Here is a 15,755-nt window from a genome sequence, read left to right as displayed (position 1 = left end):
CCTACTCATACTTGGCGTAATCCCTCCCTTTTCCTGTTTAGTAAAGATAAGTTTTAAATCCTCTTAACAAAATTATCGGTAATTATCAAACAATACCAAAATATTGTTTAACATAATAATTTTAACAGAAAAATAATAAATACTTTGTTATTTAATATGAATATTCTAAATTCTATGTAAAATAGTACATATTTATCTTTTACAATAGTCATTCGAATAGTAGTTTTATATTATGTAATTACATTTTCGTATGAGCTAATGTACCAGCTCAGTTCCGGCGGCATAAAAAAACTTCACTACTTTTATAGAGAAGGACTGACATGACACCATAATAGCAGCTCGCTGAAAGATTGTTGCTTGACTGATTCCCTTCCACCTCCTTCATAGGAAGCATCGAGATACAGTAAAACGTACCATAACCCATCGCACTTGTTGTCATAGTGGATAATAAAAAGCCCTCCATTTGTGGAAGGCTAAAGTCAAATAGTAAGGAACATCTAATCTTTTAAAGGTTCATCTTCTTCCATTTACGAATTTTGGTTCTGAAATTTGTAAATGGAGCAACTGAGTTAATATGAACCCATTTCCAAACAGGCCAATTAGCTTGTGTTTTTGCCCATCGTCTTTGATCAACTTCAAATAATTCCTTTTCTGAAAGGGTATTTAACCACTCACATAAATGATTGACAGCTTCATTAAGCATTGATTGTTGTTCCTTCAAAGAGTACTCTCCGTATTGTTTATAAAAAGAGTTATACAATCCACTTAGATTATTCCATTTATAGCCTTCTGCAGGTGTATGTACTTCTTCGCCCTTTTGTTCTTTTTGCTCCCAGTGAAGCAAAAGATTTATCCAACCAAGTTGATAAGAAAGATTTTCAGACGGCGTTTTATCAACTTCTTTAATCCGTTTGTTTTTCAAGATTTCTGGTATATCATGAAATTCGGCAATATATTTTTTATACTTTTCGTTAATCGTACTAATCAATTCTTCTTTGTTGGCATACTGTCTCACTCTATTTCCGTCCCTTCCACCTATTTCTTAAGTTCAGTCTAACATAACGCGAATACGCTAATTTTGAAATTTTTTTAAAAAAGTTGTTATATGGTAAGTGTTACCTTCTATTTTTTCGGTGGATGTATAAGTAACCAAAATTTACACACACTAACCTTGAGTGTATTACCCATAACGAGTGAAACAGAGGGTTTTATTACGTTCTTCTTTTCTTATGTGTGATGATTAATAATAGAGGTGCTTGAAGTGACTACATTCGGAAAATGCTTATATATCGCATTCTTCATCATTATTTTTTTATTTACAACCATTTGGAATTATATTAAAAATGGTCATTGGGCTTTGCTAGAAAATTTATTCTTTGCCTTTTGGGTGGCCAGTTTCTTATTCATGGCATTACTACTCAGAAGTAAAAAAGAAGAATCGGAAAAAGCTGAAAATAGAAGCTGATTTGCCTGTTTTAACTAGTGTTAAAATCCGCATCTATATTTGCTGTAGCTCTAATAAGCTGCAGCTTTTTTATTGTTGCATTCATAAAAGCTAGTCAGAACTACTATTTTATCGGTATATTAAAACTTAAAATGTTATACTATTCAATAAATTACTTTGAAGAAAGGAACGTGAATGATGGAGGCGAAGACCATTTTGTTAGATCAACTTTTAGCTAATGCAAATGACCCAAGTTGGTATATCTCATTTTCTGAAGTCGTAGAAGGGTTATCTGAAGCAGAAGCCTTTTGGAAACCCGATTCTTCTAGCCATAGTATGGCTGAAATTGTCCAGCATCTAATCTACTGGAATGAAATTTGGCAAATACGGTATCGAGAAAATCAAGTGAAGGCTCCTTCGCAAACAAATAATGCGAATACGTTTCTAGTTAAAGAGGAGGTAACTTTCTATGAATTAAAAGAAAAGTTATTACATATCCTACTTACGTGGCAAGAATTAATTGAGGAAGAGCAACTTTTATCTATCGTAAATGGGTTCCCTGTGAAGGCGCAATGGTGGGCCATCATATCTAATGCCGCTACCCATAATGCCTATCATATTGGACAGCTCGCCTATTTACGTAAAATGGAAAAATAGACATTTATATGCTATACTCTTAAAATAGGACTACTGTTAATAGTCCTATTTTTATGTGCTGCCGCTTATTTAACTCAAATAACACCAAAGGGAGATGCATGTGAGCCTTGAAGAAATTACACAGATCTATTCATTTTTCTTAACAACGCCACTTATAGTAAGGCTAGTTGTATTTAATTTTATTTTTAAAGCTTACAAACATACTATGGTTATTTTATTGGATGCGATTGTTTTAGTATCAACCACTATTTGGTTAATATTGATTAGAGAGGTCATTTTCCCTCTGCCTTCGTTAATTTTAAATGTATTTAGTGTACTCTACATCCTATTGATTATTGACATTTCTCTCAATTATTATCGCTTAAAAAGGAAGAGCTCCTTGCAGTGAAAAGCCCAATTTATACATATAAACAAGCTCCAAATAAAAGAAAAAAGCATCTTTTTTCAAGATGCTTTGCTCTTACTATTGGGGCAATTCTTCTGGTGCTTTCTCAAATTCAAGTATATGTCCATCAATTTTTGCTCTTTCTAGTTCCTCAATAAATTCTTCTTTACGTTCATCAAGTCTGGAGTCAAGTGTGTTTTGATAACCCGGAAATAGATTGTAATCTACTGGTTTCCCCATAAGTTCACCTCTTATTCTCAGCTTTTTTATTTATTATAGGGTATATTGATATTTTCTGACAATTGTTTATGTCAATTTTGATTACAAGGACTGACAAGACAATACAACGGAAGTCTTATAAAAAACGCCTACCTATACTTTATTGCCCATAAAATTATGCTGATAAATCGAAACAGCAAGGTTTGTCTTTGCCTCTAAACGTGCAATTTTCACAAACTTTGTTGATAATCCCTAGACTGTTCCTCCCCTTTTTTACGGAAAATAAAAGCATTTTCCCTCAAGTAGATATGCTACAAAATCTTAAGAAATCTTCATAATTTTTCTCAATAATTATTAATAATTACCATTTACAATAAGAAAAGTCGACAATAGATTAACATAGTTAGGAGCATCTTGTCTTGGGCGTTACAGATATTATGAATAACATTCGAATTTTAATGTTGCCAGTCATCCTTATAGTTGGTGCTGAGTTCTTACTTATTGGACTTTATTATTTCCTCTATCATAAAAAACATCAGTCAAATCGAAAAAAAATAAACTTTAAGCAACTGATACTTGTAGCACTCTTTATCGGCTATATTGTATTTGTGTGTGAACTAACGATTTTTGGGCGTGGTTCTTCCCATTTCATGCAAATGAATCTACAACCATTTAGTGGCTATATAGATGCATGGAAGAAATACTCGTTACGTGATCTTCAAAATTGTATTTTTAACATTTTAATGTTTGTGCCACTAGGCATTTTCTTACCTTTACTTTTCTCTAAATTTAAATTGTTTAAATGGCTTCTTCCTGTAGTGGTGATGGCAACCTTATCCATTGAAACGTATCAAACACTTACAGGAGCAGGGATTTTCGAGCTTGATGACTTAATCAACAACTCGCTTGGTGGGATTATTGGATACCAGTTATATAGACTAGGATCTTCCATTGTTCAGCATAAAAAAATAAAAATGAAAAGTTTGATCGGTAACCTAGCCATTCCTCTCATGATGGGTTTGATTTTTATTGGCATGATGATTGTCTACGCTCAACAGGAATTTGGTCATTTAGCAATTAATGCCTACACAAAATCAAATATGTCGGATGTTGATGTAACAACCTCATTAGATTTACATACAGCATCTACCGTTGCCCCCGTGTATAAAAAAATAATTCATACAGATGAAGTTGAGACTTTGTTGCAAAAGAAATTTGATTTATCAGAGTTAAGTCGGCAGGATATTAGTGGTGATCGTGAGCTCTTATTGAAAGATAAAGCCGAGAACTCGTATACGCTATTTATTAATTCAGAGGGAAATTGGTCGCTAACAGACGATCTTTATACGCCCGTGCAACCTTCCTTAGCTGTGCAAGAGACACTTGTGAAGAAGGCAAAGAGTATGATGGATAAGCTTTCTCTCCTTCCTAAAGATGGGGAGTTTACAGCTTTGGATAATGGCGTATTTGAATGGACGCTTCCTGACCAAGCTGAATTGAACCAAGATTATTGGCTTGGTGAGGTAGAGCTCGGTTTGAAACCAGATGGTAGTTTGTATTCATTATCGTATAATATTCATGAGCATCAATTGATCCGTGAAGTAAATATTTTGTCACCTGCAGAGGTGTATGAGCGAATTAAAAAGGGCGAATTTCCACAGATAAAATATAATGCACTCGTAACAGAAGAAGAACTGTTGATAAAAAAAGGCGATCAGCTTACTGTCGATTTAATAGAGCTCTCGTATATGTATGATACAAAAGATTTCTATCAACCCATATACAGAGTTTCTGGTACATTAAATGGAAAAAGTTGGTTCACCTTGATTCAGGCGAGAAAGTAGCTTTTTTGATACCGCTAACTAAGGAAAGCCCAGACTTGATACTGGGCTTTCTTTTTATATGAGTTGAAATAACATCTCAAACTTTGGAATACTTCTAACAAAATGGAGACCATCAACAAATAACTACTTAAAAATACTAGTGTTTTTAGATTTTATCTAATCTGTAGCCTAGGTGTCCGTTCAATTAAAGATAAGAGAGTTGAATATAATATTTATATTGAGAGCATAAAGGAGGGTTAGAGAATGTTCGGTAAACATACATGTCAGAACTGTTGTCCAAATGAAATGAAATATTTTCCAAAAATTGTTGCACTTCCTGGTCCTGTTGTTCCTGTCCCTTCACCAGATCGAAGTGTTTTAGCGTACGGATCCCTTAGAGGAGATACATTGGGCCCTTTATCACCTGATCCAACACCCGTCACTTTCCAAGTGGTTGGTGCGCTATCAAATGTTACGGTTAGCCCATCTGGGAATGAATTGGTCGTTCAAAATGACGGTGTCTATCAAATCACCATTTCGATTAATGCGCAAGCAACAGCAGCCCCTGATCCTGATCAACCATTTTTCACAGTTAGCATTACCGTCAATGGTCAACCGATTTTTCTAAACGGCATTGCAGTCTTTAATGTTGTCAATAGAAGTAGCTCGGCCTATGTGGTCCAAGCTACATTAGCCGCAGGGGATTTGGTGGGAGCCAGTGCAGCTTCAGATTCCTTCGTCGCTAGTTATGCTAACCGCTCCTTAACGATTGTTCAATTGAGTGGTTAGATTAAAAGTATATAAAGGACATTAGCTCTCATCTCTAAATTTTAGAGATGGGATCTTTTTGATTTGACGAGGAGTGTATTCAGCTTCCTCTAATACTTATTATTTATTTCTTACTCATAATCAAGTGACGCCAAGTCTGTTCTTCTCCTATTTTTTAGGTACGCCTGAATGATCATGTGTTATAGTAAAAAAAATAGTTACATGAGGTGGAACAATGGTTAGAAGAAGATAGCTAGCCTCCTAGGTTGTCAGTAGATTTAGGGGGCGAACTTAATTGATAGGAGTGTTCTATACATGAAACAAAATAAATATGATGAAATCAATTTCTTTTCCGAATATGAAAAAATGCCACGTTCTGTTCAAGGACTAGACGCGGCAGGTGAATGGCACGTATTAAAAGCACTTCTTCCAGATTTCCAGGATAAGACCGTACTTGATCTAGGCTGTGGCTTCGGCTGGCATTGTCGCTATGCCCGTGAACAACAGGCAAAATCAGTAATTGGTGTGGATTTATCAGAAAAAATGCTGCAAAAAGCGCAGGAAAAAACGAATGATCCTTTTATTACCTATTTAAAGATGCCGATCGAAGATATCCATTTCTCCGCTTCTCAATTTGATGTAGTAATTAGTTCATTAGCGATTCACTATGTACAATCCTTCGAAGCACTTTGTAAGAAGGTTTATGCTTATCTAAAACCTAATGGTTCATTTGTCTTTTCTGTAGAGCATCCTATATACACATCACGCAATGAACAAGATTGGGTCTACGATGAGAATGGCAACCGCCTGCATTGGGCAGTTGATCATTATCAGACAGAAGGCATTCGAGAAACGACCTTCCTTACCGAAAATGTTATTAAATACCATCGCACACTGTCTACTTATATGAATGTCTTAATACAAGCTGGATTTACGATAAGTGCGGTGAAGGAACCTATGCCTTCAGAGGAAATGCTAAAAAATATTCCGGACATGCAGGATGAACTACGGAGACCTATGTTTTTAATCATTGCAGCTGAGAAAAAATAATCACTGTGTGCTTAGGCAATATGGATCGGGTATCGCTAAGTATACAGCTATATCGTATATAAACAAAAAACCAGATGCTCTCTTATGGGGAGCACCTGGTTTTATTGTGAAAGTGAATCTTACTAACTTACTTAGTTTTGATTCGTTATAATACTACGACAACTTGAGGCGCTGAACAAGTTAAAATATTTTCCAATAGGATTTTAGGGGGAATTAATGCTTTTTCGAGAAAATAAATCATTCTATCAAATTTTAAGTCTTTCTTAGTTTCATTAAAATAAGAAATAATGAAATCTCATAAATGACTAACCATAGCTCATGACACAGGGTCATTTACCAATGACAGCCCCACTGTATAGGTGGTTGACTGTTTGCTATTTTCACATAATTTAAAGTATGTTTCTACAAACTGAAATTGATAACAATGCTCTCCCTGCTCTAACTGAAAAATTTCTGCTGAAAGCGTGAAATCCACTTCATCATTCTCGCTTGGTGATGGGAAAGCAAGACATGGCTGTTACAACCATACAGGTCTCTATGGTTTTAACTATGATAGGTGAAGTTACTAACTTTTTCGTGCTATTCATAAAATATGCTGAAGAATCTAAGTCTGCTAAAGGAACATTAAACAAAAAGACCAGTCATTCTTTTAAAAGAGAACTGGCCATTTTGCGTTTAGGTTGAAGACTATGAAATATCTTCTTTCATAGATTAACATATTATTCTGAACAATATCTGAACAACCATACAAAAAAGACTAGACTCTCACATGATGATGTAAGCTCTAGTCTTTTAAGTGAAAGTGAATCTTACTAAATCTTGTCTAGCTTTAGATTCAAATTACAATACGAATGAACAGGCTAAAGGTTTCATAAATTCTTTATTTTTTCGTTAAATTATAGGACTACCACCACAAAAAGACCAGGAAACACGAAAAAATGTGAATCCTGGCCCTTTTGTGAAAAGTGAATGTTACTAGTTTGCTTTAGTTCTTTGTATTCTACTGATGAGTTAGACGGCTGATGTTTTAAAAAGTTACACATTCTTAAAAATTTTTTACTCTACTAATTAAATGGCAAATCAAACACGCCGTCAGCTCCATCTATAGCACACGCTCCTCTGACTTATATAGGTCTTTTTCCAGTAAAGATATTTGTCCTTCAGCAGCTACTCTACCTTTAGCCCATATTTTCCCTTCCGAAGCCGTGACACTCCAGTTAAATTGTTGTGTGCCTTTATTTTTCACCTCATATCAGATACCGAGTTCTTCATCAGAATGGTCACTATAAAAGGAAGTGTGAAATTCACCATTCCCAGTTGGTTCATCTACATAATTCACAGGGAAGATCTATGCTGTATCCCTACTTATTTAGCTTGTGTTGGATACTAACTAATTCTGTGAATCTTCCGTTGCTTTTTCTAAAAGACTAAAAAAAGCGTGATCTTTTATCAGTTCAAAGCTTTCATTTGTGTTAAGGAGAACCAATATTTTATTTTTAGAATCAATGAACATCGGGTAGCTTGTATTGAGTGAAATTGTCATTCGGTAATCGTAATCAATAGTTTTTATGGCTGTTTTTTTGAATGTTGCCTGTTGAAAAGACTGTATCAATTCTTGCTGTGTTTCTTTTGATATTTTCATTTCAGAAAAGATATCTTCTGTATCTGTATCTATACGATGTAGCGTAACAGTGGAATTCTCCACATGAAAATTAGCATTTTCTAATAGATCAATAGCAGAATAGCTTTGATCTTTCCATGTAATGAGCATACCACTAACAATTACTGCTAAGAGTAAAGATAAGCCTATTTTAAATTTTTTCATATTACTCCTCTTTCTCAGTGCCTAAAACTTGACAAAAAAATGTTTTTATGCTAAAATTTACATTTAAATAAATATTATATATAATAGGATTCTCCTGGCCAGGGGAATCCTATTTTTTGTTAAGGAGTGTTGATATGAATCAACAGGAATCTAGTATCACTTCATTTGTTGCTGCCTTTAGTAGAGCCTACCATAGCCAATTTGATACGCCGAAAATTTTTGATGATTATATAGCCAAAGAATTGATTTCACAAGAAGAATATCAAAATATCCAAGCTAATTTGATACAAGGCATTGAATTTTTTAATAAAGATATCGCTACAAAGTTTAAAGACGATTCAAAGGAATTAATAAAATGGATTACACAAGTTCAACTCTCACCGACTCCTTTGGCACGTGCTGCTTATTGTGAAAGGGTCTTGCATAGCGAAATACAGCTTGGTGTCGAGCAATATGTCATCTTAGGTGCTGGCTTTGATACTTTTCCATATCGTCAGCAACAAGGACAAACCATGCTGGAAATTTTTGAGGTGGATTATCCCACAACACAGGAATCCAAAATGAAAAGATTACAGGAAGCTTCTCTCCCCCTCTTGAATCATCTGCATTTTGTACCAATGGATTTTACAAAGCAATTTCAATCTCAATTATTTTCAGAGCAAGGCTTTCAATCTAAAAAAACATTTTTTAGTCTGTTAGGTGTGTCCTATTATTTAACAAAAGATGAATTAGCAAGTTTACTCAATCATCTATTTGCCTTAGTTCCATCAGGTAGTTCCATTGTTTTGGATTATGGTGATGAAACACTCTTCACGGAAAAAGGACTCTCCAATAGAGTAGAAAACATGGTCAAAATGGCCGCAGTTGGTGGTGAACCAATGAAATCATGCTATGCTTATGAGGACATGGAGAGGATGCTAGATCGATTAGGTTTGCTTATATATGAACATCTATCTCCTACAGCGATTCAAGAGCTGTATTTTCAAAATCGAACAGATTACTTATGTGCTTTTGAAACTATCCATTACATGCATATTGTTAAAAAATAGGTCCACCCCATTTGATTTTATAAAATTCTAAATTTTCTTTTTATTACCCAGGCAATTAACTATTTCAATATAGAGAATTAGTATACTATAGTAGTGTAAAGCTAATTAGCCTTACACCTCCTAGATTTGTTACTAGGGTCACTGTTAACGCAGTGACCCGCTTATAATGATTGACAAACACCTAAAGGATTCCCATCAGGGTCATAGAAGGTAAAAAATTTGGTGTCCCCTTCTCCTTCTAAAGCCTCGACCTGAACATGATGATCCACTAGAAATAAATAGGTCTCTTCAATATTTTGAGAGAGGAAGTTCACATATTTCCCCACACCAAAGTGATTGTCTGGAAAATGACATGGCTGATGCTCCTTAGCTTTTACTAAGCAAATGACCGTGGGGGATTGTTCAGTGATTTTCATAACTGCTGCGCCCTCTTCTATATATTGAAGCTTAAATCCGAGTATTTCCTCATACCATTTAGCCGATAATTTAGGATCTTTTATTGGAATAAAAATGGCCTCTACACCTTTAAATAAGGATTGTTTCATTTTTCTTACTTCCATTTCACAGTTTGTTTTCTTCATTTTATTCTCCTTCAAAAAGATTCATTGAGATTTTCATTATTGATTATTTTGCCTGTCTTTTGCTTATCCTTAATAGTATCCGAAATGTCTTCTTTTCCTGGAGGAGGTGTCCACCATTAAACACAAGGTATCATTCATCCTATTGCTGTCAGTACTTCTTTTACTAGGTGGATGCTGGAATAAGCGGGAGTTAAACGAACTAGCTATTGTTACGGCTGTTGGTGTGGATAAATCGGACGAGCAATTCGAAATTTCTGTTCAGATTGTTAATCCAAGTCAAGTGGCTTCGAACAAAGCATCTGGCATTCAAGTCCCTGTTTTTACCCACCATGCAAAAGGTAAATCATTATTTGATGCCATTCGAAAATTAACAGCGCTAACACCTAGAAAGCCTTATTATGCGCATGCCCAAATTATTATTATTGGTGAAGAAATGGCTGAGGAAGGTATGAATAGCATTTTAGATTTATTTCAAAGAGACCCAGAAGGACGAAGTGATTTTAATTTTATTGTTTCTCATGATTCGACTGCACAAGAAATATTAAGTGTTTTAACCCCTTTAGAGGATGTGCCTGCTAGCAAAATGTTTAAATCATTAAAGGTTTCTGAAGCAGTATTGGGCACAACAGAATCTGTTATTCTTGATGATTTAATTCAATCGTTAGGCAGTATTGATCATAGTGCCGTCTTACCCTCTATTCATATATACGGTGATGCAGATGCTGGAGATTTTAACTCGAATATAGAAAAAATTGATAGCCCTGCACAATTAAAATATGGTGGACTGGCTATTTTTAAAAATTATAAGCTCATCGGCTATTTATCAGAACAAGAAAGCAGAGACTATAATTTTTTAAATAATAATATAAAAAGTACATTTGAAATTATTGCTTGTCCTGAAGAAGGGAAAATCTCAACAGAAATTATTAATTCTTCTACTAAAATGACGGGTCATTTTCAAAATGATGTACCCTCAATTTCCATTAAACTTGATATTGAGCAAAACGTTGCAGAGGTAAGTTGTTCTTTGGATTTAACAAAATCAAAAACCATCGATGCTTTAAATAAAGAAACGAGCAGACTAATCAAGGAACGATTAGAACGTACACTGCAAACAATTCAACAAACCTATCAAGCCGATTTATTAAAATTTAGTAATGTATTACACCGAGAGGACTATCAAGCATGGAATCGAATTAAAAAGAACTGGCAAACCCTCTACCCTAATCTTGAAGTTCAAATTGAAGTCGATGTGCATACAAAAGGAGTAGGAACTGCAACAAAATTAAAGCTTGACTAATTCGTAAAAATGACCAGTACTCTTTTAAGGAATACTGGTCATTTTAATTAACGTACCGCTTCAAACGTTATGAGTGACGTTTCTTCAGTTGGTTGTTGAAGGAACTTATAATTCGCAGAACAAGTTATTGCAGAAAAGCCAATACTTTGTAATAGAAGCTTAAATTCTTCAATTCCATACCAGCGTAATAAAAACTTTTGTAGTTCTGTATCACTTAATGTGCCTTGTTGCCACTTCTCATATTTTAAAACCATCAGCGTATATTGCTCCACCCAATTCATGGCAATCGATTTTCTTTCAAGGGCAATTCCTTCATCTTGTGAAATTTGATGGTAAGATGTCGTAATTTCTCCTGTTTTCCAGTCTGTAGGAAGTAATAAATCTACTAGGAGTCTCCCACCAGGGACAAGGTGCTGATACATAGAGGTTAAAGCTGATAGTGCTTCTTGATGATTTTCAATTAAACAAAATGAGCCTGTAGGCATAACAATGGCTTCGTATTGTTGACCTAAGGTGAATTGGCAAACATTTCCTTCATACAGCACTGGCGTCAATCCTCGTTCTTGGCATCTTTTTCGACAGGATGCTAGCATTTCTGGGGAATGATCAATTCCCTCTATTTCAAAGCCTTTTTCCATAAAAGGAATATAGAAACGTCCAGAACCAACCCCTGCTTCTAGAATCTTCCCCTTTACACCTTGCAGTCGTTCTAGATAATATTCAATATCTCCATCAAGCGAGTATCCAACTGGTTTCGTAAAATCATAAAGTGCTGTGCTTAACGGTCCGTAATTTTTGTACATATATTCTCCTCCGATTGTTTGCGGAAGAAATCAACTAATCTATTTATTCTCCCGCACCTTAATTATATTCAATGGGAAAACAGAGCTGACTATCATCATCTATCACTCACTTTCTTGTAAATTTAGTTAAATTATACATTTAATTGTTGTTTTAATCAATGTTTCTATTGATTTCCTATACATTACAATTTAATGTACAAATTAGCACAAATTATCAAAAAACCCTTCCCATTAAACGGTACCATTGAGTTAAGAAAGGATGATGGTATGGATTATTTTGAAAGAATTCAAAACGCCATAGAGTTTATTGAGAAAAACCTACGTGAAAAGTTAACGATTACAGATATTTCTTCTCAGTCTTACTTTTCAGCATTTCATTTCCAACGACTTTTCCAAGCCATTACAGGTTTTTCTGTGCAGCAGTATATTCGCAACAGGAGGCTTTCTGAAGCAGCTTCCTTATTAGCAACAACAACGCAGAATATACTTGAGATTGCAATCAACTTTCAATATGGTTCTCAGGAGGCATTTACACGGGCATTTGTTCAGTATTTTGGTGTCACACCTGCTAAATACCGAAAAGGAGCCAACTCCATACCATTTCAAACCAAAATAAACTTTTTGGATTATAAACTGGAAGGAGAACTCCCTATGCAGCGACCGGAAATACTTCACTTATCTAAAAAACGTATTACAGGCTATGAATACAAAACGTCCTTACAAGACGAACAATACTATGCAGAAATCCCTGGCTTTTATTTGGATTTTGGTCAGCAGCAATATTATGAACGAATCTCCCATAAGGTAGCCCCTAATATGGCGTATGGCATTTCTACAAACTTTCAGGAGGATGGCCGGTTTTCTTTTATTGTAGGAGAGGAAGTCGAAATCTTTGAGGAGCAATTAGAGAAAGGCTTCACCCACCTTGAAATTCCTGCTGGTAAATATGCAGAATTTACATTGAATGGTACTGCGGAAGGAATTCAAAATACAAGACGTTTCATTTACGGAGTATGGTTGCCGAATTCTAATTATGAGCGCGATACAGGTCCTGATTTTGAAATAACGGATGTCATGCAATCGATCTATCCACAGGAGATGAAAATGAAAATCTACATTCCCATTAAAGAATAATAAAGGAGCAAGGTCGATGATTATTGAGAAAGTATTTAAGCAGTTCCCTACCCTACATTCAGCTAATTTACAATTTAAAAAAATTGAAGACTCACATATACAAGAGCTATTTGCTATTTATGATAATGACAAGGTATTTGAGTATTGTGGCATCATCCCAAAACATAACCTTCAAACTGTTCAAAAAATGATTGGCCATTTTGAACGTGATTATACGAAGAAAAGCAGGATTAAATGGGGGATCTTCGAAATATCACAGCGTGAAAAACTAGTAGGGATTATCGAAGCGATGGACTTTAATCAAAAAGTAGATATGGTAACAATCGGTTACTATTTAGCTGAAGCATCCTGGGGAAAAGGCATTGCATCAGAGGCAGTTGCAACAATCGTAAAATTTTTATTGGAAGAGGTAAATGTTAATCGAATACAGGCAGAAGTCATGCCTTTAAATGAACCCTCGAAAAAGGTTCTGTTAAAAAATGGATTTTTAAAAGAAGGTCTTCTGAGACAAGCTTCATTATGGTCTGGTAAGGGTGTTGTTGATTTAGAGATATATGGCTTATTGAAAGGCGATTACAACTTGAAAGACTAAACTCTACTAATGAGTTTAGTCTTTTCTTATATTGTACAGATAAATGGACATTTTACCATCTCCTAAAGGGCTCTTTAACATAGACTAGAAATAGATGACTCATGCTAGCATGACATTGTAATCATAAAGGAGCGTTTTAGAAATGGATGGAAACAGATATTTAACACGAATGAATTGGGAATTTAACAATTATCATAAATTTTCTAAATGCTATTGTGACTCAAAGAATGTTTACTTTGGTCACTCTCCCAGCGTAGATCATCCTATTATTGAGGAAGATTCTTATAAAATAAAATATTATAATAGTCCCCAATTTGAAAAAAAATATCAGAAACAAAATCAAATTGAAAAGCATTGTCAAAGCTGTATTTGTAGTCACTTAGAATGTTTTGAACCAGGGACTTTAGTAGATGTATACCTCTCAGATGGCAGCCAATTTCTAGGAATATACTTTATTTATCTTATTCCGCAAAGCTGCTGCGGGTACTTCCTTCAAATCGATGATATGGCACGGCCTGTCATTATGGACTGTCAAAACATTGATGCAATACGTAAAACTTGTTGAGGTAGTTGATACTTTGGCTTTTCTCTTTTTATTATTAAAATAGGCTGGTTAATTGCTATACAAGCATAACCAGCCATTCGACTACCTCTCGTTTATCCATTGAATTAGTTGTTCATTAAAAAATACAGGCTCTTCAAACATAGGATTATGACCACTTTTTTCAAAAATGACTTTCTTTACATAGGGAATATGATCTACTGCATCCCATAATGAAATAGGGGCTACTAAATAATCATACCTGCCTAGACCTAGAAAAATTGGCTTGTTAACTTGTAGCATTTGTTGTAAAAGGTTCTGCTCCGCAAAAGCTACTCCCCATAGATAATCAATAATTTCCATATTCGGATGAACGTTATCCCACATAGAGGTAGCATTGAACATAAAATCATAAAAACTATGCGCCCCCATACGAATACACATATGAACAAAGCGTCGTTCAGGCTCCTTCTTTAGATCCTGTTCCAATAAGGCTATTTCGTGCGCAAATTGATGTTTACGCTCCATACTTGCATGTGCCTCAAAATAAGACAAGCTTTGTTGCTGTCTTTCTTGACTATTCGATGTTGCTGTATTTAAGAGTACGAGTTTTTGAACATGCTGGGGATAGGCTTTGGCATACGCCATTGCCATAAATGCATGTCCTGAATGTCCTAAAACTATTAAATTATCTAGCTGTAGGATTTGTCTCGCACACTCCATATCCTTCACTATTTTGTTTAATGTGTAATCTTCTTGCGTAAATGCTTGAGCTGGCTTACCAAAACCTCGATGATCTAAAAAAATCACCTGGAAATGTTGATAAAAGTCTTCTGAGAACAGACGTGGATAATAAACACTACTCCCCACCACTAAAATTGGTTGGCCTTGCCCCTTTATACAATAGTTTAATTCAAATCCATCACACATAAGTTTTTGATATGTCATTATCTTCATCCTCTTTTCTATTTTTGTATCATCACTCCCTTCCCTCTTGGTTTTCCCGTGTTTTTTCCATTGAACGCTCTAGCATTCTATCACCCCAGTAGATGTTATTATTTACATTAACAATATCATTCCCACAGATTCCTAGCAATGAAGGATCGTGTATACTGAATAAAAGGAGAATGTCTATGAAGGAAGATCTAATAAAGCGTTTGCGGTTATTTTTATTTAATGAGAAGCATCAAACGTTAGTGGGTAAACCTGCAAGTCAAAGGGAAATCATAGAGGCACAGCAACAACTTCATGTACAATTTCACAGCGACTACGTAGCGTTCATTGAAACGTTTGGTGGGGCATATGCAGGTATAGCAATCCATGCTTTTTCTAACGGCTCAAGTCTTGGAAACGAAACCGTTGTCGATTTAACACTGGATTTTCGTCAACAATATAAAGAGTTCCTATCTCCAAATGTTTTAGAAACGAGCTATGTTATTTCAATGGATGGTGGAGGTAATCCCATTTTCATCGATCCATCAGGCCATGTTTTTATTTGCGATCATGATTGTGGAGAAATTAAGCGAATAGCTGATTCATTTGAGTTGCTGATAGAAGATTGTTTTTATGAATGGTAAGTTACTT

17 protein-coding genes are annotated in these 15,755 nt (G+C 35.1%); 11 read left to right on the top strand and 6 right to left on the bottom strand.

What is annotated here, in order from left to right; all coding sequences use genetic code 11:
- Window positions 1-505: 505 nt before the first annotated feature.
- Window positions 506-1,015 carry a ClbS/DfsB family four-helix bundle protein gene (locus ACMGGO_RS09510; RefSeq protein WP_054550367.1) on the bottom strand — a complete coding sequence of 170 codons (510 nt, stop codon included), beginning with the start codon at window positions 1,013-1,015 and terminating at the stop codon, window positions 506-508.
- Between the two features lie 246 nt (window positions 1,016-1,261).
- On the opposite strand from ACMGGO_RS09510, the gene ACMGGO_RS09505 reads away from it, so the two are divergent.
- Together ACMGGO_RS09505 and ACMGGO_RS09500 are read left to right on the top strand one after the other, a co-directional pair.
- A complete protein-coding gene (locus ACMGGO_RS09505) occupies window positions 1,262-1,465 on the top strand; it encodes a hypothetical protein (protein ID WP_048392560.1) in 204 nt (67 codons plus the stop codon).
- 174 nt (window positions 1,466-1,639) lie between these two features.
- Window positions 1,640-2,101 (top strand): DinB family protein, encoded by a 462-nt coding sequence (locus tag ACMGGO_RS09500; protein ID WP_048392558.1) that lies wholly within the window; start codon window positions 1,640-1,642, stop codon window positions 2,099-2,101.
- Window positions 2,102-2,564: 463 nt separating this feature from the next.
- Here ACMGGO_RS09500 and ACMGGO_RS09495 read toward each other — a convergent pair whose 3' ends face one another.
- Window positions 2,565-2,726 carry a hypothetical protein gene (locus ACMGGO_RS09495; protein ID WP_199768259.1) on the bottom strand — a complete coding sequence of 54 codons (162 nt, stop codon included), beginning with the start codon at window positions 2,724-2,726 and terminating at the stop codon, window positions 2,565-2,567.
- Between the two features lie 398 nt (window positions 2,727-3,124).
- Here ACMGGO_RS09495 and ACMGGO_RS09490 point away from each other — a divergent pair, with 398 nt between their 5' ends.
- The 3 genes from ACMGGO_RS09490 to ACMGGO_RS09480 all read left to right on the top strand — a co-directional run bounded on the left by ACMGGO_RS09490 (window position 3,125) and on the right by ACMGGO_RS09480 (window position 6,346).
- Window positions 3,125-4,549, top strand: coding sequence for a VanZ family protein (locus tag ACMGGO_RS09490; RefSeq protein ID WP_387254405.1), 1,425 nt, complete (start codon window positions 3,125-3,127; stop codon window positions 4,547-4,549).
- A gap of 243 nt (window positions 4,550-4,792) precedes the next feature.
- Complete coding sequence (locus ACMGGO_RS09485; RefSeq protein ID WP_103118271.1) at window positions 4,793-5,317, top strand: hypothetical protein; 525 nt, start codon at window positions 4,793-4,795, stop codon at window positions 5,315-5,317.
- Between the two features lie 294 nt (window positions 5,318-5,611).
- Window positions 5,612-6,346, top strand: coding sequence for a class I SAM-dependent methyltransferase (locus tag ACMGGO_RS09480; RefSeq protein WP_048392554.1), 735 nt, complete (start codon window positions 5,612-5,614; stop codon window positions 6,344-6,346).
- A gap of 1,390 nt (window positions 6,347-7,736) precedes the next feature.
- On the opposite strand, the gene ACMGGO_RS09475 is transcribed toward ACMGGO_RS09480, so the two are convergent.
- Window positions 7,737-8,171, bottom strand: coding sequence for a hypothetical protein (locus ACMGGO_RS09475; RefSeq protein WP_112118491.1), 435 nt, complete (start codon window positions 8,169-8,171; stop codon window positions 7,737-7,739).
- Window positions 8,172-8,305: 134 nt separating this feature from the next.
- Between ACMGGO_RS09475 and ACMGGO_RS09470 the strand changes: the two genes are divergently transcribed.
- Window positions 8,306-9,220, top strand: a complete 915-nt coding sequence (locus ACMGGO_RS09470) for a class I SAM-dependent methyltransferase (protein ID WP_387254409.1) — start codon at window positions 8,306-8,308, stop codon at window positions 9,218-9,220.
- A 161-nt stretch (window positions 9,221-9,381) separates the two neighbouring features.
- On the opposite strand, the gene ACMGGO_RS09465 is transcribed toward ACMGGO_RS09470, so the two are convergent.
- Entirely contained in the window at window positions 9,382-9,765 is a 384-nt protein-coding gene (locus tag ACMGGO_RS09465) for a VOC family protein (RefSeq protein WP_131520058.1), read from the bottom strand.
- A gap of 142 nt (window positions 9,766-9,907) precedes the next feature.
- Between ACMGGO_RS09465 and ACMGGO_RS09460 the strand changes: the two genes are divergently transcribed.
- Window positions 9,908-11,101 (top strand): Ger(x)C family spore germination protein, encoded by a 1,194-nt coding sequence (locus tag ACMGGO_RS09460; protein WP_083225348.1) that lies wholly within the window; start codon window positions 9,908-9,910, stop codon window positions 11,099-11,101.
- A gap of 47 nt (window positions 11,102-11,148) precedes the next feature.
- Here ACMGGO_RS09460 and ACMGGO_RS09455 read toward each other — a convergent pair whose 3' ends face one another.
- The gene (locus tag ACMGGO_RS09455) at window positions 11,149-11,904 is read right to left on the bottom strand and encodes a class I SAM-dependent methyltransferase (protein WP_066037270.1); all 756 of its coding nucleotides are present in this window, start codon (window positions 11,902-11,904) and stop codon (window positions 11,149-11,151) included.
- A gap of 267 nt (window positions 11,905-12,171) precedes the next feature.
- Between ACMGGO_RS09455 and ACMGGO_RS09450 the strand changes: the two genes are divergently transcribed.
- The 3 genes from ACMGGO_RS09450 to ACMGGO_RS09440 all read left to right on the top strand — a co-directional run bounded on the left by ACMGGO_RS09450 (window position 12,172) and on the right by ACMGGO_RS09440 (window position 14,195).
- Window positions 12,172-13,038 (top strand): AraC family transcriptional regulator, encoded by an 867-nt coding sequence (locus ACMGGO_RS09450; RefSeq protein WP_066037269.1) that lies wholly within the window; start codon window positions 12,172-12,174, stop codon window positions 13,036-13,038.
- Between the two features lie 16 nt (window positions 13,039-13,054).
- Window positions 13,055-13,630, top strand: a complete 576-nt coding sequence (locus tag ACMGGO_RS09445; protein ID WP_048392543.1) for a GNAT family N-acetyltransferase — start codon at window positions 13,055-13,057, stop codon at window positions 13,628-13,630.
- A gap of 142 nt (window positions 13,631-13,772) precedes the next feature.
- Window positions 13,773-14,195, top strand: coding sequence for a hypothetical protein (locus ACMGGO_RS09440; RefSeq protein WP_066037268.1), 423 nt, complete (start codon window positions 13,773-13,775; stop codon window positions 14,193-14,195).
- Window positions 14,196-14,276: 81 nt separating this feature from the next.
- Here the strand turns inward: ACMGGO_RS09440 and ACMGGO_RS09435 are convergent, their stop codons facing one another.
- Window positions 14,277-15,119 carry an alpha/beta fold hydrolase gene (locus tag ACMGGO_RS09435; protein WP_066037267.1) on the bottom strand — a complete coding sequence of 281 codons (843 nt, stop codon included), beginning with the start codon at window positions 15,117-15,119 and terminating at the stop codon, window positions 14,277-14,279.
- A 185-nt stretch (window positions 15,120-15,304) separates the two neighbouring features.
- Here ACMGGO_RS09435 and ACMGGO_RS09430 point away from each other — a divergent pair, with 185 nt between their 5' ends.
- Window positions 15,305-15,748 carry an SMI1/KNR4 family protein gene (locus ACMGGO_RS09430; RefSeq protein ID WP_054550378.1) on the top strand — a complete coding sequence of 148 codons (444 nt, stop codon included), beginning with the start codon at window positions 15,305-15,307 and terminating at the stop codon, window positions 15,746-15,748.
- The last annotated feature ends 7 nt before the right edge of the window (window positions 15,749-15,755 follow it).

Source organism: Lysinibacillus sp. BNK-21 (assembly GCF_048684915.1).
GTDB lineage: Bacteria > Bacillota > Bacilli > Bacillales_A > Planococcaceae > Lysinibacillus > Lysinibacillus capsici.
Note: the sequence above shows the minus strand (reverse complement) of the source record. Positions and strands in the feature narration are given on the sequence as shown.